The sequence below is a fragment of the Cytobacillus sp. FSL M8-0252 genome (genome assembly GCF_038007345.1).
In the GTDB taxonomy this organism is placed as follows: domain Bacteria; phylum Bacillota; class Bacilli; order Bacillales; family Cytobacillaceae; genus Cytobacillus; species Cytobacillus kochii.
On the sequence record NZ_JBBOWZ010000001.1, the window covers coordinates 4097908 to 4120061 of the forward strand.

Here is a 22154-nt window from a genome sequence, read left to right on the forward strand (position 1 = left end):
TTAGAAAACTGAGCTAGATTTTTTTACTGTGACAGACCCTGTTTTTGTATCTGCATTTAACCTTAAACCACCTTGAGGATCTTTAATAGAGCGGAAACGAAGCACCTTCTGAATAACATCACTCTTTTCCTCTAATATCTCAATTCCCTCAATATGAATATCAAAACTTCCTAAATTCGTTTTTAGTTCACCACTTACTTCTGCAAATGGGGGAAGCGTTACTTCTACATTGCCAGTTGTTGCTTTTGCTTCAATCGATTCACAACGGGAACCCCCAACAGCACAAGCTACATTCCCATTAAAAGAATGTGCATTCACTCTCTCATAATCTCCATCTACATGTACAGCACCGTTTATCGTCTCTGCTTCAAGTATATCAACCGTACCGTTTTCAACATGAATTTTTCCATGAACGGTTTCTAACTCTGCATGTTTACTTTGTAATTGCTTTGCTGTAATTTTACCGTTTGCCGTTTTTGCCTTAAAGGTTTTCGCTTTTAGCTTTTCACTTTCAATCGGTCCATTAAAGGTACGAAGTTTTAATTTATTATATTCCTTCTCAGGTACATATAGTACCGCATCTAACTTTATCCATTTTTGTTGAGTAGAGAACTTCAGTTTATCATCTACAACGGTAAATACAGCATCCTCCAAGAATTTTTTCCGAGCCTCATCTTGAGACTCCGCACGATACACTTTTACTTCACACTCTGCTCTTACATCAGTCTGTGACCACGGTACAACTTTGATAGCTCCGTTTGCGACATCTACTTCAATTTCATTAAAGGTACCGTCAGATTGATGGAAAATATGGGATATACTATGTGACTGTCCGAAGTTAAAGTCTAAATCGACATCTTTAATCTTTTTAAATGCAGAGTCGACAAAATCAATGATCTTATCTTTTGCTGAATTAAATTTATAATTAAAAGGCTCTTCTTTTTTCTCTTCTTCAAATTTTACTGCTGTAGATAATTCTTTAATAATTTCTTCTTGCTTTTGCTCAGCCGTATCTTCGGCTTTTTCTAATTTCTCTAATAAAGTTAAAGCTTCTTCAACAGATAGTTTTCCATCCTCCACCATTTTTAAAATGCGTTTTCTTTCTTCCTTCATTCTATTCCCTCCATAAGGTTCATTTTGTCTATGCCCTATTATCCTTTTTATCTTAGGCTAAATAAGTATCAATATCTAATAAGTATGCTTAGGACAATCTCCAGCATGATTAGTATTGAAAAATGAAAGTTGGTTATATTTCATTTTTACCCTTAATCAGCGAAAATTAGGCTTATACTTCAATTTTTCTTTACTCAATTGTACGATAGTCAGGGGCAAAAGTTTCACTTAAATAAAAAAAACAGTCTCAAGTCTGACTGGGATTTATGTCATGAGGTCTAGATTTGAAGGTTCGTTTTCTGTGGTATAGGGGAAAATGAAGAGTAAAGAAGGTAAATCGTTGCTAATTAAATTTTAGTAAAACCCAAACAGGTCCTGGATATTTATGACCTAGGACCTGCTTAAGCTATGTACCTTGAAAAATTTATTGATAGGCCGCCAAGTCAGTTGTGCGAGGAGATTCCTTACGCTTAACCTCATCAATCTTGTTAACGAACATTTGAAATACTTTTCTTTTTTCTTCCAAATCTTTTGCATGCTCTTTCAAATCATTATACTTCTCTTCAAACGGTCTGTGATAACGTTCTCTTATACTTTCAATAATCTCATCGTTGACAGTAGATTGAATGACTTGTTTAGTTATTCCATATTTATAGGAGTAAAGTTTTAGCTCAAGCTTAATTTGATCATATTCCTCATTAATTTGACTAAGCACTTCAGAGATATCTTCTTTCCATTCCTCTAATGATTTAGCTAAATAATCTTCCATAATCGTATAGTCACCCTCTCCCCTTATAATACTATGATTATAACGAAGGATAGTTACATCCCTTTTGCTATAGAGTTACAAATCTTTATCTTTTTTAATAGGAAATACCACGAGCCGATAGACCCGTGGTATTTTCTATTAAAACCATTAAGCATTCGTTACACTTGCTTCTTTATGCTCAATTTTCTCTTTCATTCTTTTGCGATCACGTTCAAGAATCGGTTTTAAATATTTTCCTGTATAAGACTCGGCTGTTTCTGCAATCACTTCAGGGGTACCTGTAGCTAGGATTGTCCCCCCCTTAAGTCCACCTTCAGGACCTAAATCAATTAAATGGTCAGCAGCTTTAATTACATCTAGATTATGTTCTATCACGAGCACAGTATCCCCATTTTCAACAAGACGCTGCAAGACATTAAGTAAACGAGCGATATCATCCACATGCAAGCCCGTTGTTGGTTCATCTAATATATAAAATGATTTACCATTAGAACGACGATGTAGTTCAGAAGCCAGTTTTACCCTTTGTGCTTCTCCACCTGATAAGGTTGTCGCTGGTTGGCCCAATTTGACATAACTCAATCCAACATCATAGATGGTTTGCAACTTACGACGAATTTTAGGAATATTTTCAAAGAAGGTAAGTGCATCTTCCACTGTCATTTCTAAGATTTCTGCAATACTCTTCCCTTTATATTTTACTTCTAACGTCTCGCGATTATAACGTTTTCCATGGCAGACTTCACATGGCACATATACATCAGGAAGAAAATGCATTTCGATTTTAATAATCCCATCTCCACGACAGGCCTCACAACGGCCACCTTTGACGTTAAAACTAAAGCGCCCCTTCTTATAGCCCCTAACTTTTGCTTCATTTGTAGAAGCATACACATCACGAATGTCATCGAATACTCCTGTATAGGTAGCCGGATTAGAACGTGGCGTTCTTCCGATAGGCGATTGATCAATATCTATGACTTTGTCTAATTGATCAATTCCTTTCACTTCCTTATGTGCACCCGGCTTACTTTTCGCTCGATGTAGTTTTTGCGCTAAGCTTTTATGGAGAATCTCATTGATTAACGTACTCTTCCCTGAGCCTGAGACACCAGTCACAGCCGTGAAAGTACCAAGAGGGAACTTGACGTTCACATTCTTCAAGTTATTCTCTTTAGCCCCTTTAATCTCAATAAAACGACCGTCACCTTTTCTTCTTTCTATCGGCAGTGGGATAAATCTTTTCCCTGATAAATATTGACCGGTTAAAGAGTAATCATCTTTCATTACTTCTTCTGGTGTACCTTTGGAAACAATTTCACCACCATGCACCCCTGCACCTGGACCCACATCAATTAAATAATCCGCTGCAAGCATCGTATCTTCATCATGCTCTACCACAATTAACGTATTACCGATATCACGCATGTTCTTTAACGTTTCGATTAATCGGTCATTATCCCTTTGATGCAATCCAATAGAAGGTTCATCAAGAATATACAACACTCCAGTCAACCGTGAACCAATTTGGGTGGCTAAACGAATTCGTTGGGCTTCCCCACCTGAGAGAGTTCCAGCAGCCCGGCTCAGCGTTAAATAATCCAAGCCAACATTAATAAGAAATCCAAGACGTTCTTTAATTTCTCTCATGATCAAATTAGCAATTTTCATTTCTTTTTCTGTTAAGTGTAATTGCCCAAAAAAGTCATAAGCTTCTTCAACAGATAAATCTGTAAGCTTCCCAACATGATGACCATCAATCAAGACTGCTAAGCTTTCTTTCTTAAGACGGTAGCCTTTACACGTAGGACATTTATGTTCCCCCATGTACTTCTCCATCTGTTCACGAATATAATCAGAGCTTGTCTCCTTATATCTTCTCTTGATATTATTCATCACACCTTCAAAGACAATATGTGATTCACGCACTTGGCCATAATCATTTTCATATTTAAAATATATTTTTTCCTTACCAGAACCATAAAGGATTTTATCTATTTGTTCATCTGGAATAGCTGATACGGGGATATCCATATCAATGCCATAGTGCGTACATACTGCTTCCAAAAGCTGCGGGTAGTATTGTGAGCTATTCGGTTCCCAAGGTGCAATCGCATGCTGCTTCAATGTGAGATCTTTATTAGGGATGACTAAATCCGGATCTACTTCTAACTTTACACCTAAGCCATCACAATCGGGACAGGCACCGAAAGGACTATTAAAAGAGAACATTCTCGGTTCAAGTTCTCCAATTGAAAAACCACAAATAGGACATGCATGATTTTCACTGAATAATAATTCCTCTTCTCCAATCACATCAACTATGACTTTTCCTTCTCCCATTTTCAGTGCTGTTTCGAGCGAGTCAGCTAATCTGGCCTCCACGCCTTCCTTCACAACAATTCTGTCAATAACCACTTCAATAGAATGTTTTTTATTTTTCTCAAGCTCGATTTCTTCTCCTAAATCGAGCATATCACCATCAACCCGAACACGAACAAACCCTTGTTTCTTTACCTCTTCTAATACCTTTACATGTGTTCCTTTTCTACCAGAAACAACAGGTCCCAGTACTTGCAATCTTGTTCTTTCCGGATATTCCATAATACGATCTACCATTTGTTCAACAGTTTGAGAAGAAATTTCTATATTATGATTAGGGCAGGTTGGGTGTCCTACTCTCGCAAATAATAGACGCAAATAATCATAGATTTCTGTTACAGTTCCTACCGTTGAACGAGGGTTTTTACTAGTTGTTTTCTGGTCTATAGAAATCGCAGGAGATAAACCTTCAATCGTATCCACATCCGGCTTATCCATTTGTCCTAAGAACTGTCTTGCATAGGCAGAGAGGGATTCAACATAACGGCGCTGTCCTTCTGCATAAATCGTATCAAACGCTAAGGACGATTTTCCCGATCCTGATAATCCCGTTAAGACAACAAGCTTATCCCTTGGGATTGTTACATCGACATTTTTTAAATTATGTGCCCTTGCACCTTTAACAATCAATTTCTCCATTGCCATTTCCGTTCATCATCCTTCCGCCTTCAGTTCAAGAATAAGATCACGAAGCTCTGCCGCTCGTTCGAAATTTAAATCCTTTGCTGCAGTCTTCATCTCTTTCTCCATATCTGCTATTAATTTTTGACGTTCTTTTTTATTTAATTGACTTAATTTATCAGCACTATTATACTCCTCTGGCGTTTCCGCTGCTTGTGTCGCTCTAATCACATCACGAATTTCTTTTTGTATCGTCTGTGGCGTGATACCGTGTTCTGTGTTGTAATCTTCTTGAATGCTACGGCGGCGTTTTGTTTCACTTATAGCTTTTGTCATGGAGTCTGTCATTCGGTCAGCATACATTATAACTTGACCATTTGCATTACGAGCAGCACGCCCAATCGTTTGGATAAGTGAACGTTCTGAACGTAAAAATCCTTCTTTGTCGGCATCAAGAATCGCTACGAGTGAAACTTCTGGAATATCAAGCCCTTCTCGCAACAAATTAATACCTATTAACACATCATAGGTACCCATACGAAGCTCCCTAATAATCTCGATTCTCTCAAGGGTTTTCACTTCGGAATGTAGGTATTGAACCTTCATACCAATTTCCTTTAAATAATCCGTTAAATCCTCAGACATTTTTTTCGTTAAAGTGGTAATGAGTACACGTTCATTTTTCTCAATTCTATCATTAATTTCACCAATTAAATCATCAATCTGTCCCTCTATCGGTCGGACATCAATAATAGGATCTAACAATCCAGTAGGTCTAATGATTTGTTCAATCATTTCAGGTGTTTGTTCTAATTCATACGGACCTGGAGTCGCAGAAACATAAACAATCTGGCTAATATGATCTTCAAACTCAGAAAAAGTAAGAGGACGGTTATCCATTGCAGAAGGAAGACGAAAACCATGTTCTACTAATACATTCTTACGGGCTTGGTCACCATTATACATCCCTCTTATTTGCGGCAATGTCACATGAGATTCATCAATAACAAGTAAGAAGTCCTTTGGGAAGTAATCAAGTAAAGTATAAGGAGTCGAACCAGCTGGACGAAGAGTTAAATGACGGGAGTAGTTTTCAATCCCTGAACAAAAACCCATCTCTCTCATCATTTCTAGATCATATCGCGTTCTTTGTTCTAGGCGTTGTGCCTGTAATAAATGGCCTTCTTCATGTAAGGTAGCCAGCCTTTCTTCTAATTCTTTTTCAATATTTTCGATGGCTACACGCATTTTCTCTTCTCTGGTAACGAAGTGAGATGCCGGGAAAATGGCTACATGATCACGATCACCTAAAATTTCACCGGTCAAAGCATCGACTTCACGAATCCGATCTATTTCATCTCCAAAAAACTCCACACGTAAACAGTGCTCGTCTCTCGAAGCAGGGAATATCTCTACGACATCACCGCGTACACGAAATGTCCCACGTATAAAGTTCATATCATTGCGCTCATATTGTATGTCGACTAGCTTCCTTAATAATTGATTTCGCTCTATTTCCATTCCCGTCCTTAAACTTAAGACAAGCTCTCTATATTCTTCAGGAGATCCCAAACCATAGATGCAAGAAACACTGGCGATGATGATAACATCATTTCTTTCAAATAATGAGGAGGTAGCTGAATGGCGGAGCTTATCTATTTCATCATTAATACTCGCATCTTTCTCAATAAATGTGTCAGTGGATGGTACATATGCTTCTGGTTGATAGTAGTCATAGTAACTAACAAAATACTCTACCGCATTATTGGGAAAGAACTCTTTAAATTCACTATATAATTGACCTGCTAACGTCTTATTATGAGCAATTACTAACGTTGGTTTGTTCACTTCTTTAATGACGTTAGAAACAGTGAACGTTTTCCCGGTTCCAGTTGCACCTAGTAATGTCTGATGCTTTTTCCCCTCTTGAATCCCATTTACAAGCTCTTTAATAGCTGCAGGTTGATCACCTTGTGGGGAATATTTTGAAACTAACTCAAATGTTTGATCCAAATCAGAAACCTCCTCTATGTAAAAAGTAAAGCGTGTCTAATCATTATTGCATTCCGATTTTCTATATCCTCATTCTACCACAAATCCTCTTATCTAAACCACAAAAAAGCGAACAAATATTCGATATCCATTCGACAAAGAGATGAAAAGAAGGTTAGGATTAAAATAAACGGGTATGAAGGTACAAATTAACTTTTCATTTATTTTGAAACTTTATTCTATATAAAATCGTCTTTTGTTATATGGCGAAATAGACGAGGTGATTTTTTGTTTGGTTTTATTTTTGCATTTGCGTGGCTAGCCGTTTTTATTTATGCCCTAAAAACCATTAAAGATTATATAAACAGTAATGACGAGGAAAAAGCATATGAAAAAGACTTCGTCATTAAAATTGTTGGTGCTGTATGCCTTTCGGGGCTTTTTGTTATAGCAGAAATACTTCGTGTCACAAACTTGGGCTTCGTTGATATGAAATGGCTCTTTCTCATTACATTTCTACTGCTTTTCGTTGTCAGTTACGTCTTTTTCACCTACAGGATACTCTTCTCTAAAAACACCTTTGACCGTAAAAAAGGAGATTATACTTTTAGTTATAAATATCGAAAATGGCTTATCCCTGTCTTTTTTCTATTCCCAATAGGTGTATTTAGTATTTGGATTTGGGTTAGCTAAATGAAATTTCCTTCTACATAAATGAGTTATAGAATTAGTCCATAGTTGGGGGCATCTAGTAAATTTGAATAGATAAACAGGTTTAATTGAACACATACAATGATTGAATCAAGGAGTTATACAAGTCAATTACACCTACCCACTAAAACCCTTCTTATTAATCAACAACACACACGTCAGCTCATATTTCTCATTCTAATTAGTTAACCTTTCTTTTTATTAAAAACTTAAAAACTAAACGCTTTTCCCTAAGAAAAGTAGAACCCCATCTCACTTTGATGGGGTTCTACTTATTTATATATCTGCTGGATGCGGACCTTTTTCTGCTTCCATCTCTTTTGCCATTTTCCTTGCTTTTATAAATTGAACACCGCTTAATACAATGGTTTTCCCAACGGCGTATGTTGGTACAGCAAGTAACATGCCTAATATACCAGCTAAGTTTCCTGCTACCAATAAGATAATAATGATTGTTGCTGGATGAGTATTTAATGTTTTCCCTAAAATTAATGGTGAAATTAAATTACCTTCTAATTGTTGTGCGGCGACGATGACTATTATTGCTAAAATCGCCATCGTAGGTGATTCAAATAGCCCAACTATAACCGCCGGTGCACCACCAATAAATGGTCCAACATAAGGAATAATATTCGTTACTGAAATAATTAATGCCAAAACAATTGCGTATGGTAGGTCAATAATTAAGAAACCGATAAAAGACGCTGTCCCGACGAATAATGCGACCGTAATCTGACCTTGAATATAGGAAGAAAGAGTTTTACCTGTTTCTTTTAATGTATCAATTGCTTCAGCACGATAACTTTTGGGAACAAATTTCCCTAGTGCAGGTGGGAACTTCTCCCCGTCTTTTAACATAAAGAATAAAAGGAATGGTACAGTAATAATCGTAATGGCTATATTTGCAACTAATCCAACTAAATCGCTGAGACCATTCGTAATCCTTTGTGGAAGTTGATTAGCATAATCAACTAAATAACCCATTATTTCTTCTTGTGTTACATAATCTTGATTCATTAACCAGCGATAACCCTCAGATTGCGAGAAGTTGTTAAAGAACTGTTCTGTTTGTTTAACATAGGTAGGTAGTTCATTTAATAACCCTGCCAATTGGGCTGAAATTTTTGGTACAAAAATACTAACGACAAGCACCAGCAATCCAGCAACAATTGCAAATAGTAATATGATCGATAATATCTTAGGAATTTTTGCTTTTTCAATTAAATGCACAAATGGATTTAAAATGAAGAATAAGAACCCCGAGATAATAATAGGGAAGAACAACGTGGAAAAAAAGATTCCAATCGGTTCAAATAAAAAAGAAATTTTTGAAGCTACAAAAATGACGGATACAATAATTAGAATTTGAAGAGACCAGTACTGGAATTTCTTCTTGTTCACATTCTCACCTTTTCCCAAAAAATAAATTTTTCTCTATAGACTACATTTTCATTCGTAGTTCCCTTTTTCCAAAAAAGTAAAACCACTAGGATTTATTTGTATGTATTATTGTAATGCATTCCACCACAAAATGTCGCCTCATAAGGATATTTTCCGTGAATTTTTTTCGACAAATATTTCCTTTTGGTTATTTTAACCAACAGATATTTATATAATCAGCCATGTGTTAAGGAAATCCTTTTATCCATTCACACAACGACATGGCAACTAGATAGAAAATTTCACTTATATCCCCAAGTTAAAAAAAGGTATCTTAGGAGTCTCCCTAAAATACCTTTTTAAAGCATGATTATTCTTGGCCTTTTTGAATCCATTCAGCAACAGTTGCCGTACGTTTGGCTTGATGTTTAACTGCTGCTTCATTATCTTCAACGATTTTACCATCTTGTCCTTGAGTTGAACTTGCGCCGTAAGGATTTCCGCCACCAGCAAATATGCTTGGGTCAGTGAAGCCGGGTGCGGCAACAATCGCGCCCCAATGGAACATAGTTGTATAAAATGAAAGAAGGGTTGCTTCTTGACCTCCGTGAGGATTAGAAGCAGAGCTCATTGCACTCACTACTTTGTTCGCAAGTTTGCCTTGTGCCCAAAGGCCCCCAGCAGTATCAATAAAAGCCTGCACTTGTGAAGCAATGTTACCAAAACGAGTTGGGAAACTAAAAACAATCGCGTCTGCCCATTCAAGGTCAGCAAGTGTAACTTCTGGTACATCTTTCGTAGCATCAGCATTGGCACGCCATGCAGGATTGGAATCGATGGCTGCTTCAGGTGCTGTTTCAGGAATCTTTAACAACTTCACTTCAGCGCCGGCTTCTTTTGCCCCTTGTTCTGCCCACTGTGCCATTTGGTAGTTGGTACCTGTTGAACTATAATAAATGACTGCTAATTTAATACTCATTTGAATAGAATCCTCCTTGATATCTCACATACATCTATATTGTTTCTATTCCTTTCAGCTCTATACATTAAACTTATCTTAATGTTTTTAATGCACCGCTCCATGCTAGCACTTGATCAAGCATCATTTTCATATTTGCTTGGTGCAAGTCCTGAGGCTTAAATTCATTACCATTTACGAAATCAGTAAAAAGGGAAAGTGTTGGATGTGTGCGTACATCTGCGACTTGTAGCTCGCCTAAAATGCCACGTAGATGTTCTGCCGCACGGGCACCACCAGTAGATCCATAACTGACAATACCTGCTGCTTTATTCGCCCATTGATCGCGAGCAAAGTCGATCGCATTTTTCAAAGCACCACTAATACTATGGTTGTATTCCTGTACGATAAACACAAACCCATCCATACTATCTAATTTATCTCCCCATGCTGCAATACCAGGCTCTGTGCCATCTGTTGTACCAAGGAACGGAAGATGAAAGTCAGCAATATCAATAATTTCATAATTTGCATCCCCACGTGCATCAGCTATTTCTTTCACCCATTGACCTACTTGTGGACTTACACGACCTTCTCTTGTACTTCCTAAAATAATACCGATATTTAATTTTTCCATTTTCATTTCCTCCTTAGGATGTGGATTATTTTTATTGAATAATTTATTTAAAAAGCCCATATTGTTTCTCCCCATTTCTTAGATGCTGGCTTTAAACCATTTTGCTGCTTCTTCAACTTCTTTGAATGAAAGCTGATGTCCCATATGTTCCCAATGAAGATGAACATCGGCTCCCGCTTTTTCTAATAATCTCTTTAACTCTTCAGATTCTTCGGGTGAACAAATCGGATCATTTGTCCCTGCTCCAATGAACACCTTTTGTCCTGTTAAATCAGGCAATTCTATACCTCTTCTTGGTACCATTGGATGGTGTAAGATTGCTGCTTTCACAGCATCTTTATAATGGAACATCATACTGGCCGCAATATTAGCACCATTTGAATATCCTAAAGCGACGATATTATGGCGGTCAAAACCATATTTGTCAGCTGCTTCATCTAAAAATTGATAAAGCTCTTTCGTACGAAAGATTAAATCCTCCTCATCAAAGACCCCTTCTGCTAACCTTCTAAAAAAGCGCGGCATTCCATTTTCAAGCACATTACCTCGAACGCTTAGGACTGATGCACTTTCATCTATTTTGCCAGCTAACGGTAGAAGGTCTAGCTCATTTCCCCCTGTACCATGAAGTAATAATAGGGTTGGTTTTGATGTGTCACTACCCTTTTCAAAAATATGTTTCATGTAAATCCCCTCCATTATTTCGGTCGAACCATTGTAAATACTTCTCCTACTTTCGCATAATCATTTCCAGCCAAGCGACTGATTGCCCCTAAATTCTCAGCGTTGATTTTGCCCGCTTCATAAATTTCATTATCGAAATGGAAGTAGACAACTTTACCGATAAGAAGATCAGCATTCCCTTCAAGTTCAATATGATGAGCAAGCTGACATTCCATCCTCACTTTCGCTTTCACGATTCCTGGTACATTGACAACTGTACTTGAAATTGTCTCTAATCCACTGAGCTTTAATTCATCCACATTTGGTGAGACAGTAGCCGCTGTTTCATTAATTTGCGTAACATTTGACTCATCAACAATATGAACGACAAACTCCTTCGTATCACACACATTTTTAGCAGTATCTTTCATCTCACCCGCTCTTCTTGCTACTGAAACAGCAATCATTGGCGGATTAGAAGACACGATATTAAAGAAACTAAATGGTGCACCATTCATCACACCAGTGTTTGATTGTGAAGTGACGAAGGCAATCGGCCTCGGGATAATACTTCCGATCAATAATTTGTAATTCTCCCTCTCGGTTTGCGCGTTCGGATCAATACTTACCATTGCGTAACTCCTCCTTTTGCAATTACACTTCCCTCACATCAATCGGAATTAACCTTCTCTGTAATTGTCCACGGTATTTTTCATATTGCTCAGGAAGCATTAATTCTGTTCCCATCGTTTCCTGACTTTCATCATGAGCAAAACCTGGCGGATCAGTAGCAATTTCAAAAAGAATGTCGCCGTATTCTCTGAAGTAAATCGCATTAAAATAATTTCTGTCTTGCACGGGTGTGACACCATAACCAAAGCTTTCAATATATTTCTTCCAATCTAATTGGTCAGCATCATCTGCTGCGCGCCATGCAATGTGGTGGACAGTTCCTACACCCATTCTTCCTTTTCCAGAGCTTGTTATCTTTACATCGACAATATTACCTATGTCGCTTTTTGATTGATATCTGACGAATACTCCTTCTTCAGCCACTTTGGTTAAACCCATTGTTTCAATTAGCTCACCTGTTTTTCCACCATTGCTAGAATAAAGAACAGCCCCGGCGAAACCTTTAATCGCCACATCCGGAGTTATCCCATTAAATGTCCAAGTATTCTCGTCCCCAGCTTCTCTTTCAACTAGCTCTAAATGTAAGCCATGTGGATCATCGAAGCTTAGTACTTGTTCGCCAAAACGTACTTGTTTTTCAAAAGAAATGCCTTTACTCGTTAAGCGTTCCTCCCAAAATGGTAGGGCGCCAGATGGAACAGCATATGCAGTAATTCCCACTTGCCCATCACCAATGATGCCAGGGTACGCATCTGCCCATGGGAAGAAAGTAATAATTGTACCTGGTTTACCTCCCTCATCACCGAAATAAAGATGATACGTTCCTGGGTCATCAAAGTTAACTGTTTTTTTAACAAGACGTAAACCTAAAATACCAGCATAAAAATCAACATTTTCCTGTGGATGGCCGACAATAGCTGTAATGTGATGAATTCCCATCGTTTGTTTTTCCATTTTGAACATCCTTCCATGTCCCTAACCTTCAAGTATCTCGAAATTGAGATATTAGGTGTGAGTTAGTTTATTTTGTGTTATTTTATGAAGAATATGAATTAATAATTGTTGTTCTTCTTCTGTTGTTTGTTGAAATAAGGTTGAAATCTGTTCTAATAAGTATGGACTGATTAGATCCATTAATTCCTTCCCCGCATTTGTTATAGTTACAAAAACAACCCGGCGATCCTCTTTGCAATCACTTCTAGATAAATAGCCCTTTTCTTGCAACCGGTCAATCACATAAGTCATACTGCCGCTCGTTAACCAAACGCTTTTACTAATTTGCTGGACAGATTGTCTCCCCTTTTGATGCAGCACTTGGAGTACGGAATACTCTGTAAAGGTGAGCTTATATTTGTGTAACCAGTCTTTCATCTGATCTTGCATGTATCTGTTGGTTTGCATTAAGCAAGCGAATGAATCTAATGTCTTCTTATGAACCATTTTCATCGCCTCACTTTTTATCTTTAATTTAATTATCTTGAATATGAGATAATAATATCTCGAATTCAAACTAATGTCAATCCCATTTTCAACTTTTTTTTAATTTCTAACCATAGTTTTCATTCTAGTGCACTTGCTCTTCTAATATAGGTAGAAAAAACTAAATAACTAAGTCGTTTTACTGCTTTTAGAATAGGTAGCATCCTTATCTTCTAGCAAAGTTTTCAATAGGTAAAGGACGCCTACTCATATTGCTGGTGCATCATTTTCAAATGACTTTCTCTACATTTTAAGATCCGGTTTTTACCTTGTGAAAACAGAGACATTTTTCTTCACCCCGACTGGCCTAGACAACAAACATATTCCGTTTGAATAAAAAGAAATATTGCTAACTTCTATTAATACATACGATATAAACGATTCGCTGTCGATAGATAAATAGCAATAACTGCATTGTTTTTTTCCTATCCGCTTCTTCTCTTGATAATATATTCCCTATAACATGATGCAAGAACCTCTATTCGTAGGGAATTAATGATATCGTCTTTGTTGCAATTGCATTTATGTAAGATTCATTATGATCAACTGCAATCATCGTCGGCTGATACACCTTAATCGTCTCAACTAATTGCTGAATGACAAATATGTCTAAGTAATTGGTGACTTCATCCCATATAAATAAATTATTTTCCCCTAATAAAGCATGAGCTAAAAATACTTTCTTCTGCTCGCCAGCACTCCAATGCTGACTAGATGTATCAGTGAAACTGTGTCTATCTATGCCTAACTGATACAGCAAATGCCAAAAAGCTTGTTTTTCTTCTTTTATAGTCAATTGTTGTAAATAAGAAGCATAATCTACATCTTGCTCACTTTTTTGATTTAAAATGGATATCTTTCGCGGTAAATGAATGCGATACTCCCCTACTGTCTCTAAATACTTTACCCCTAATATAAATTGGAGTAGTGTTGACTTCCCGACACCATTACTCCCTTCAATAAATAAGCGATCATTAGGATACATATCGATGGAAATTGGTTGGAATAAGGGGGTTCCGTCTCTTAATATCGAAAAATCACGGAAGTATAAAACTTGCTTTTCAGGTTGTTTCACAAGCATTTTCAATTGTGAGACCCTCTCCCGATTATCGATAAGTCCTTCTTTTTCAGAAACCATCGCTTCTGTGCGTTTTTTTATTGCCTTCGCCCTTTTCATTTGTTTCGCGGCTAAACGTCTTTCCGACGCATCCTTTGTGCTGTTTTCTCGCTTCATTCCCCATTGGTTTACCTTACCAGATACTTCATTTAACCGTTTGATTTCTGACTTTAACTTACTATTTCTAGATTCCGCAAGCTGATCCGCATTCTCTTCCTCTCTTCGCCACACATCCACATTTCCCTTAATTAAGGTGAGCGACTGCTTTTCAATTGCTAACACATGATCGACGAATTGGTTTAAAAAGGATTCATCATGACTAATTACAATAAACCCTTCTTTCATTCTCAAATAATTCCCAATCATGTTACGTCCCTCTTTATCAAGATTATTTGTCGGTTCATCAATTAAAGGAAAAGCATCCTCATTTAAGAATAGCTCTACAAGTAACACTCTCACTTGTTCCCCACCACTTAATTGATGGAACTTTCTTTGACTAATATGAGGTGGTAATCCGATGAGTGATAATTCATAATCAATTCTCCACCGGTCAACATTAGGGTTTTCTTTAAGCAATAACTCTAATACTGTTAAATTCTCCTCTTGTAGTGGAAAGGCAGGGAAATATTTAAATGTCAGTGGCGTTTGAATGTCCCTCTATATTGAAGTTTATTTGTTAAAATGTTCATAAATGTCGTTTTTCCGCGACCATTACGCCCTAGCAGCGCAAGCTTCCAGTGCTCATCAATACTTACATTCACATCACTAAAAATCCTTTTATCCATTGAATGATACTGAAAAGACATATTTTTAATTAAAATCGAATGGGTCAATGAAATACCTCCTTTTGATTAACTTAACACAAGTTATCTGAATTTTGTTATATTTTATATTAATTTCCTCAAATTAGGAATATAAATAGAATGAATCAAGGACATGTTCTTTTCACAATCTATTGAATAAAAAAACCGATTGCCCCATAGAGACAACCGGTAAAAATATTAAACTGCTTGGTGACTTTTCTTAAATTCCTCTTTAATAAAGAGAATACCTAATTCATGATGATCTGTTTTATAAAGTGCCCTTTGCACAAATCGGTTTTCATTATTGGTGTCAATGACTTCAAGTTTGCAATGAGCTGCATTTTTTTGCAATGCTTGATAAAATCCCTTTTCGTCATTCACTTGCAAACCATTCACTTTAAGAACAGTTTCTCCTACTTTTAATCCCATTTTGTCTGCTGGTGAATGAGGAACAACACCAATAATCATTAAACCATCATTCTTTTTAGCAAAGTAAAACGCCGCCTTTGCATCTACAGATCGTTGGCGATAATTTAACCACTCTCTCCCTACTATTGCTAGTACTGGTATCGCTAAGCTTACAATTGGATAAACAAATGCGCCACTGGCAATAATGAGCAGCAATGCACCAAAGAAGATTACTTTTTTTCCATAAGCTGCGACGGCTACAGCCGGAAATTTGCTTTGGATTTGTTGTTGAAAACCAATAGCGAAAGGAACAGCTACTAAAGCATAAGATTGATCTCCAATTGAAAATAATGGCCACCATGTTGAGTCCAAACTAATGGCGTCACCAGGTATTAGTAAAAACAGTGGTAAAAGCCACATTCTTTTTGCTTCATGCATACCCACAACCTGACCACGGCGACTCTTCATTAGTCTTGGAGACGTCCCTTTTGGACCATTGATGGTGATCATTATTCCTTCAGCAATCACAAGCAAGGCAATGATCATTGCGGCAGCTGGCAGTAGGTACTCTACGCCTTCCACTTGTGATGAGATGAAGGCAGGCAGTGGCCAGTTCTGTTCTAATGCAAAGAAGGTAAGAATAAAACCAATACTTACCGTATAAGCCGGTGTCGCCCATCTTGCTTTTGGAGTCAGCATCAAGATAATTGTTGCAACAGTTGCAAAAACAAGTAACTCAATAGGAACAGTTAAACCAGCTAGTACGGTAATAAGGGAAAGAGAAACACCAAGAATGAACCCTAAAGGCAATAATTGCTTCAGCTCAAAATAGGCATTTTCAGCACGGACTAAGAAATGCTGTCTTTCCCTGTTGACTCTTTGTATACCGTAATAAGCAGCTGCTAGAAATACTAAATAAAAGACCGGGTTTAGAAATAACCTTCCTAACCCCTTGAATAACTCTATTGCCCAAGCCTCAGCCAAGCTTCCCACCAACCTCTACCATTAATCTAATCTACTAATCTGACTATATTCTACCAAATATCCCTTTAAAAACATAGCCAACCCATTGTCTTCTTCCTACTTGTAAATACATTTTCTTATAATAGAAGTGATGACAAGGAATAGGTGTCCGATATTCAAAATATAGACAAATAGTGAGAGAAAATCTCTTTCCGCTAGAATTTACTTTCGTATGGGAGAAGGGTTTCTTCTATCGCGCAGTTTCCGAGCTGTTTCTCGTTTCTGTTTTTTAACTTGAAGACACGCTAACGCTATTACCTTTTTATATTTGAGTAATTCGCAATTCCCAAAAAGCGATGATTTTCGCTTTCGTTCATCCACCATATACAGGCACTTCTATATTTGCTACATTTCCCCTATTTTACCATTTATTCCGGAGCCTTTTCATCAACCTCACATTAAAAAGCCGAACAAACATTGAGTTTGTCCGGCTTTGATATATAGAGTAAACACTATTGGTTTGCCATAATACGCAAGCCTGTTTGTAATTGCATATCATTGTCCTGGTTATTTCTTTGCTTAATGACTTCTTTCTCAAGAGATTCGGCTGTTTTTTCATCAATTTGTCCGTTTGCTGTTAGTCCGGCCGCATGTTGAAACGCTCTAACTGCTGTTGCAGTTGCAGCACTATAATAGCCATCCTCTCGACCAGGTGCATAACCTAAGCTTTTTAATATGAATTGCGCATTCTTCACTTGATCATTATTCATGTCCGTTTTTAACGTTTTCTCCACTTGGATCGGGTGAGTCTCATACAGTTCAGATTGTTTTACTTCATAAGTAGGTGCGACACCTTTTTTATGAATCCAATTTCCGTCAGGTGTAAGCCATTTATATAAGGTCAATTTAATATTACTGCCATCCCCCATTGGAACAGGTTGTTGAACTGTTCCTTTACCAAATGTTTGTGTACCAATTAACGGATAATCACCTGCTTCCTTGAGGGCTGCTGCTAATATTTCTGAGGCAGATGCACTACCCTTATCAATAAGAACGCCGATAGGATACGATTTCTTCTCTTCTAAAGGAGAGAAATTCATCATTCTTTCACCGTTTCTTTGTTCTATCTGCACATATGGTTTATCCTTCGTAACCAACTCTTCCAATATTTCGTCAACTACTTTTAATAGTCCACCAGGGTTATTTCGTACATCAATTAACAAACTGTCCATTCCCTGTTCTTCTAGGTCCTTGAGAGCAATCTTAAATTCCTTAGCTGTATCTGTTGCAAAAGAAGTAATCTCAACATAGCCAACTTTATCATTGTCGTGCATTATAACTTCAGAATTGACTGTAATATGAGGTATTTCTGCCCGAACAATTTCTATTTCTAACGGGTTTTGCAAACCTTCTCTCATAATGGTCAATTTGACTTTTGTCCCTTTTTTTCCTTTTATCTTTAAGGTCGCTTGCAATAAATTAAAGCCTTCAACACTCTCATCATCAATCTTGATGATTTGGTCATTTGGTTTCAAACCAGCTTGCTCTGCTGGTGAATTTTTTACTGGAGATACAATAATGATCTTACCATCTACTAAACTAACCTCGGCTCCAATTCCTTCAAATGAAGAATCGAGTGTTTCACTAAATTGTTTTGCTGTACTTTCATCCATATAAACGGAATAATCATCATTTAACGTGGTAAGCATCCCTTGAATCGCGCCTTCTGTTAACTTATGTGCATCAACTTCTTCAACATAATTTTTGTAAATGAGCTGATAAGCCGCGTTCATTTTCTCCAAATCAGATGCAAGCTGTTGACTACCTCCCATTTCTTCTAGCTGTTTTGTTTGCGATATATTTAACTTTAATTGAAAGCCTGCATAGGAACCTATCGCGCCCACAAGTAATGATATGACCATTAATATGACTACTTTCTTTTTGCCCACTTAACCGCCGTCCCTTCTTTAAGCAACTGTGGCTCTTTCATCAATATATGAATGAATAGGACGAGTTATGATTGTGAAATTGTTTAACCCCAAAGTAAGCGAAGAGAGCTCTGTTATATCCCACCTGTTCTTAAAAAAGGCAACACAAGTCTTTTAATATCCAAAAAAGTGAAAAATGACTCTTTTTCACCTCAGTTGAGGTATCAAAAGGGCCGTTTTTATGCTAAAATTGTTTTATATATCGTACGATGGGTAAAAGAAAAAAGAGAAGCTTTAAAAGCTCCTCTCTTACAATGGTACAATTCCAACTGGGTTAATTGCGTTGGATTTCGATTGGTTCCAACCACCTTTATGCAATTCAAAGTGTAAATGTTGTCCTGTCGATTGTCCTGTGTTACCCATTAAACCAATTTGTTGACCTTGTGAAACCGTTTGGCCATTACTTACAGATCTTGAGCCACTTCTCATATGTGCATAAACCGTTGTATACGTTTGTCCATTAATAGAATGTGCAATAAATACGACTTCACCATAGCTAGATGAATGGTAAGATTGAATGACCACACCATCAGCTGCCGCATAAATAGGCACTGTTCCTGCAGCTGCTAAATCAATTCCAGCATGATAAGAGCCCCATCTTTGTCCTAAACCTGAAGTTAATACACCTGCTGAAGGACGAATCCAATCTCCACTTGACGGAGGTGGTGTTTGTACTTGTTCTTGTCCACCACTAGATTCTGAAGAACTATCGGAACCACTGTTGCCGGAACTGCTAGTTGTACCTGCATTTTGTTTTGCTGTTTTGGCTGCTTCAGCTGCTTTTTTTGCTTCCGCCTGTCTTGCGAGTTCGGCTTGTCTCGCTTCTTCAGCTTTTCGTGCTGCTTCAGCTTGACGATCTTTTTCTGCCTGTATTGCTTTTGCAACAGCTTTCTCTTGTGCAGCTAATAATTCTTTTTCTTCTTCACCACTTATTTTTTCAGCGTGATGATGGTCCTCTTCTTCTTTTAAGATTGTAATAAGATTAGCCTTCTCTTTTTTCTGGTTATCAAGATTTGCTTTCATTTTTTCTAATTCTTTACGCATACCTTCAAGCGAAGCTAAATCTTCTTTTACTTTTGCTTGTTTTTGTTCTAGTGATTTCTTATCTTCTTCTTGCTGTCTTACAATCTCTTGGTCAGCTTCAACAATTGTTGCTACTGCACCAACTCGTCCAATAAAATCACTGAAACTTTGTGCGCCAAGTAATACGTCTATGTAATTAACTGTTCCACCTGATTCTTGCATCGAACGTGCTCGGTCTTTTAAAAGTTCATTTCTTTGTTTAATACGTTCTTTTAAATCTTCTATTTCTTGTTCAAGCTTTTTAATTTCTGCTTTCTTTGCTTCAATTTCTTTGTTTTTCTCATCTATTTGCGCTTCTGCATCTGAGATTTCTTTCGTTAGTCTTTCTACAGCAGTCTTAGCATCCTCTTGTTCGCCTACTAATCTTTCAATCTCTTTTTGAGACTTATCAATCTGCGAATCAATATTAGATTGCTCTTTCTTAAGTTCTTCACTTTGACTTTCTAAATCACCAAGCTTATCGGCAAAAGCATTCGTTGGCAATGTTGCCGTAACCGTTCCAACACTCATCATTGCGGCTAAAGATAATGTAACCATCTTTTTCTTCAATTTCATTTTCCCCTCTCGTATGTTTCTCCCCGTGGCAAATATGTATAAAGAGCTGAAGTCAGCATCTCATGCCAACTCAGCTCAAGCATCCTTATATTTTCAAAAACTTACGAACAGACATTAAACTTCCCCAAACGCCAATAATTGCGCCTAATAGTATGAGAATCGCACCTACTTGATAAACAAATGGTGTTACCTCTAACAGTTGAATAAAATGTCCTTGAAGTTTTGGCGATACGTAATCATAAAAGTAATAATAAGCTGTACCTACAGCGGCGACAGGAATAATCGAACCGAGTAACCCTAGCCATAACCCTTCTAAAAAGAATGGCCAGCGTATAAAGGAATTTGTTGCCCCAACTAATCTCATAATCTCAATTTCGTGACGTCTTGAAACGATAGTGATTTTAATCGTGTTTGAGATTAAGAACATAGCAGTAAATAATAAACCAACAATTAAAATAATGCCTATATTACGGCCAAAGTTAATGGTAGAAAATAAATTCTCAACCGTTCCTTGTCCATAATTCACGTTAGCAGTGAATTCCATTTCATCGATTTCCTCAGCTAATGGAATCGTATCACTTGGTGTTTTTGCTTGCACAACGTAAACATCATTTAATGGGTTGTCCTGTTGGAAAAGCTTAAACGCTTCTCCCTCTTCACCTAAGCTACTAATTAAACTATCTAGTTCTTCATCTTTCCCAGAGAATGTCACAGAATCAACTTTCGGCAGTGCAGCTATCTTCTCTTCTAATGCTGTGGCATCTTCTTCTGTTGCGGTTCGGTCAATATAAACTCGAATCTCAACATCACTTTCAATACTGCTAGCCATATGGTTAAGGTTCATCATAATGGCAAAGAATACACCAACAAGAATCAATGTAACCGTGACGGCACTTGCAGAAGCAAATGTCATCCAACCGTTACGACCTAAGCTTTTGAAACTTTCTCTTATATGCCTTAAAAAAGTATTAGATTTCATATCCGTAATCACCTCTTTGCTCATCACGGACAATTCTGCCACTCTCAATCGCTATGACACGATGCTTAATCGTATTAACGATCGTTTTGTTGTGGGTAGCCATGATAACCGTTGTACCTCTCGTGTTGATTTCCTCAAAGATATTCATGATTTCCCAAGATGTATCAGGGTCTAAGTTTCCTGTTGGTTCATCGGCAATAACCAACTTAGGCTGATTGACAATCGATCGTGCGATGGAAACACGCTGTTGCTCTCCACCTGAAAGCTCATCTGGAAACATGCGCACCTTATGCTTCAAACCAACTAAATCTAATGTATCCATTACTTTTTTCTTTATATTTTTCGGATTCTCTTCAATAACTTCAAGTGTATACGCTACATTTTCATATACATTCAACTTCGGTAGCAACTTAAAGTCCTGGAAGACAACTCCGATATTACGCCTAATGAGTGGAACTTTACTGTTCTTTAATGAACCCATATCTATTCCATTTAAAGTGATTGTACCGCTTGTTGGCTTTTCTTCTCGATACATCATTTTTATAAATGTAGATTTACCTGCACCACTTGGACCAACGATATAGACAAACTCACCTTGGTCGATCTTCACGTCAATGCCATTTGTTGCAGTAACACCATTTTTATATTTTTTATATACATTTTTCATTTCTAACATGTAGATCACCTTATATCCGGAGTTTATTTTTAGTAAAAATTGCGCAAGCCTAACCCAATTATTTTTTATAAAATAATCATCAGTTAAAGTGGGTTTCTTTTCCTTAGGCGGGGCAATTGCGGTGTGTGAATGATAAAGATGCATTTAATCGACATAAACTGACATCTTCTTCTAAAAACCATTGACTCGAGGGATCAAACAACATTTCTTACGTTTACTTCACCCATTATAACATCATATATTG

The 22154-nt window shown here is 37.3% G+C and carries 19 protein-coding genes; 1 reads left to right on the top strand and 18 read right to left on the bottom strand.

Annotated elements, in window-relative coordinates; genetic code table 11:
• From MKX83_RS20790 to uvrB, 4 genes are all read right to left on the bottom strand, one after another.
• On the bottom strand, positions 1-1113 hold the full coding sequence (locus MKX83_RS20790; RefSeq protein WP_307318869.1) for a DUF4097 family beta strand repeat-containing protein: 1113 nt from the start codon (positions 1111-1113) through the stop codon (positions 1-3).
• A gap of 424 nt (positions 1114-1537) precedes the next feature.
• Complete coding sequence (locus tag MKX83_RS20795; protein WP_095371868.1) at positions 1538-1882, bottom strand: hypothetical protein; 345 nt, start codon at positions 1880-1882, stop codon at positions 1538-1540.
• A gap of 147 nt (positions 1883-2029) precedes the next feature.
• Positions 2030-4909 carry an excinuclease ABC subunit UvrA gene (uvrA, locus tag MKX83_RS20800; RefSeq protein ID WP_341057577.1) on the bottom strand — a complete coding sequence of 960 codons (2880 nt, stop codon included), beginning with the start codon at positions 4907-4909 and terminating at the stop codon, positions 2030-2032.
• A gap of 9 nt (positions 4910-4918) precedes the next feature.
• Positions 4919-6898, bottom strand: coding sequence for an excinuclease ABC subunit UvrB (gene uvrB, locus MKX83_RS20805; protein ID WP_095371866.1), 1980 nt, complete (start codon positions 6896-6898; stop codon positions 4919-4921).
• Between the two features lie 267 nt (positions 6899-7165).
• On the opposite strand from uvrB, the gene MKX83_RS20810 reads away from it, so the two are divergent.
• Complete coding sequence (locus tag MKX83_RS20810; protein WP_307318878.1) at positions 7166-7570, top strand: hypothetical protein; 405 nt, start codon at positions 7166-7168, stop codon at positions 7568-7570.
• Positions 7571-7864: 294 nt separating this feature from the next.
• Here MKX83_RS20810 and MKX83_RS20815 read toward each other — a convergent pair whose 3' ends face one another.
• From MKX83_RS20815 to ftsE, 14 genes are all read right to left on the bottom strand, one after another.
• Positions 7865-8989 carry an AI-2E family transporter gene (locus tag MKX83_RS20815; RefSeq protein ID WP_095373600.1) on the bottom strand — a complete coding sequence of 375 codons (1125 nt, stop codon included), beginning with the start codon at positions 8987-8989 and terminating at the stop codon, positions 7865-7867.
• 349 nt (positions 8990-9338) lie between these two features.
• Positions 9339-9947, bottom strand: coding sequence for an NAD(P)H:quinone oxidoreductase (gene wrbA, locus MKX83_RS20820; RefSeq protein ID WP_095371864.1), 609 nt, complete (start codon positions 9945-9947; stop codon positions 9339-9341).
• A 73-nt stretch (positions 9948-10020) separates the two neighbouring features.
• The gene (locus MKX83_RS20825; protein WP_095371863.1) at positions 10021-10623 is read right to left on the bottom strand and encodes an NADPH-dependent FMN reductase; all 603 of its coding nucleotides are present in this window, start codon (positions 10621-10623) and stop codon (positions 10021-10023) included.
• Between the two features lie 18 nt (positions 10624-10641).
• Positions 10642-11247: an alpha/beta hydrolase gene (locus MKX83_RS20830; protein ID WP_322909689.1), complete on the bottom strand. Its 606-nt coding sequence runs from the start codon at positions 11245-11247 to the stop codon at positions 10642-10644.
• A gap of 14 nt (positions 11248-11261) precedes the next feature.
• Positions 11262-11858, bottom strand: a complete 597-nt coding sequence (locus MKX83_RS20835; protein WP_322909690.1) for a flavin reductase family protein — start codon at positions 11856-11858, stop codon at positions 11262-11264.
• Between the two features lie 22 nt (positions 11859-11880).
• Positions 11881-12822 (bottom strand): ring-cleaving dioxygenase, encoded by a 942-nt coding sequence (locus MKX83_RS20840; protein ID WP_157733894.1) that lies wholly within the window; start codon positions 12820-12822, stop codon positions 11881-11883.
• Positions 12823-12864: 42 nt separating this feature from the next.
• Entirely contained in the window at positions 12865-13299 is a 435-nt protein-coding gene (locus MKX83_RS20845) for a MarR family winged helix-turn-helix transcriptional regulator (RefSeq protein ID WP_322909691.1), read from the bottom strand.
• A 517-nt stretch (positions 13300-13816) separates the two neighbouring features.
• Positions 13817-15031 carry an ATP-binding cassette domain-containing protein gene (locus tag MKX83_RS20850; RefSeq protein ID WP_341057588.1) on the bottom strand — a complete coding sequence of 405 codons (1215 nt, stop codon included), beginning with the start codon at positions 15029-15031 and terminating at the stop codon, positions 13817-13819.
• 59 nt (positions 15032-15090) lie between these two features.
• Positions 15091-15288, bottom strand: coding sequence for an ATP-binding cassette domain-containing protein (locus MKX83_RS20855; RefSeq protein ID WP_341057590.1), 198 nt, complete (start codon positions 15286-15288; stop codon positions 15091-15093).
• Positions 15289-15456: 168 nt separating this feature from the next.
• Complete coding sequence (locus tag MKX83_RS20860; RefSeq protein ID WP_445293125.1) at positions 15457-16659, bottom strand: PDZ domain-containing protein; 1203 nt, start codon at positions 16657-16659, stop codon at positions 15457-15459.
• A 482-nt stretch (positions 16660-17141) separates the two neighbouring features.
• Entirely contained in the window at positions 17142-18578 is a 1437-nt protein-coding gene (locus MKX83_RS20865) for a S41 family peptidase (protein WP_341057592.1), read from the bottom strand.
• Between the two features lie 288 nt (positions 18579-18866).
• Positions 18867-20249, bottom strand: a complete 1383-nt coding sequence (locus MKX83_RS20870; protein ID WP_341057594.1) for a murein hydrolase activator EnvC family protein — start codon at positions 20247-20249, stop codon at positions 18867-18869.
• A 91-nt stretch (positions 20250-20340) separates the two neighbouring features.
• Positions 20341-21234: a permease-like cell division protein FtsX gene (gene ftsX, locus MKX83_RS20875; RefSeq protein WP_095371855.1), complete on the bottom strand. Its 894-nt coding sequence runs from the start codon at positions 21232-21234 to the stop codon at positions 20341-20343.
• A complete protein-coding gene (gene ftsE / locus MKX83_RS20880; protein ID WP_095371854.1) occupies positions 21224-21910 on the bottom strand; it encodes a cell division ATP-binding protein FtsE in 687 nt (228 codons plus the stop codon). The genes ftsX and ftsE overlap by 11 nt, the downstream gene beginning before the upstream one ends.
• Positions 21911-22154: the final 244 nt, after the last annotated feature.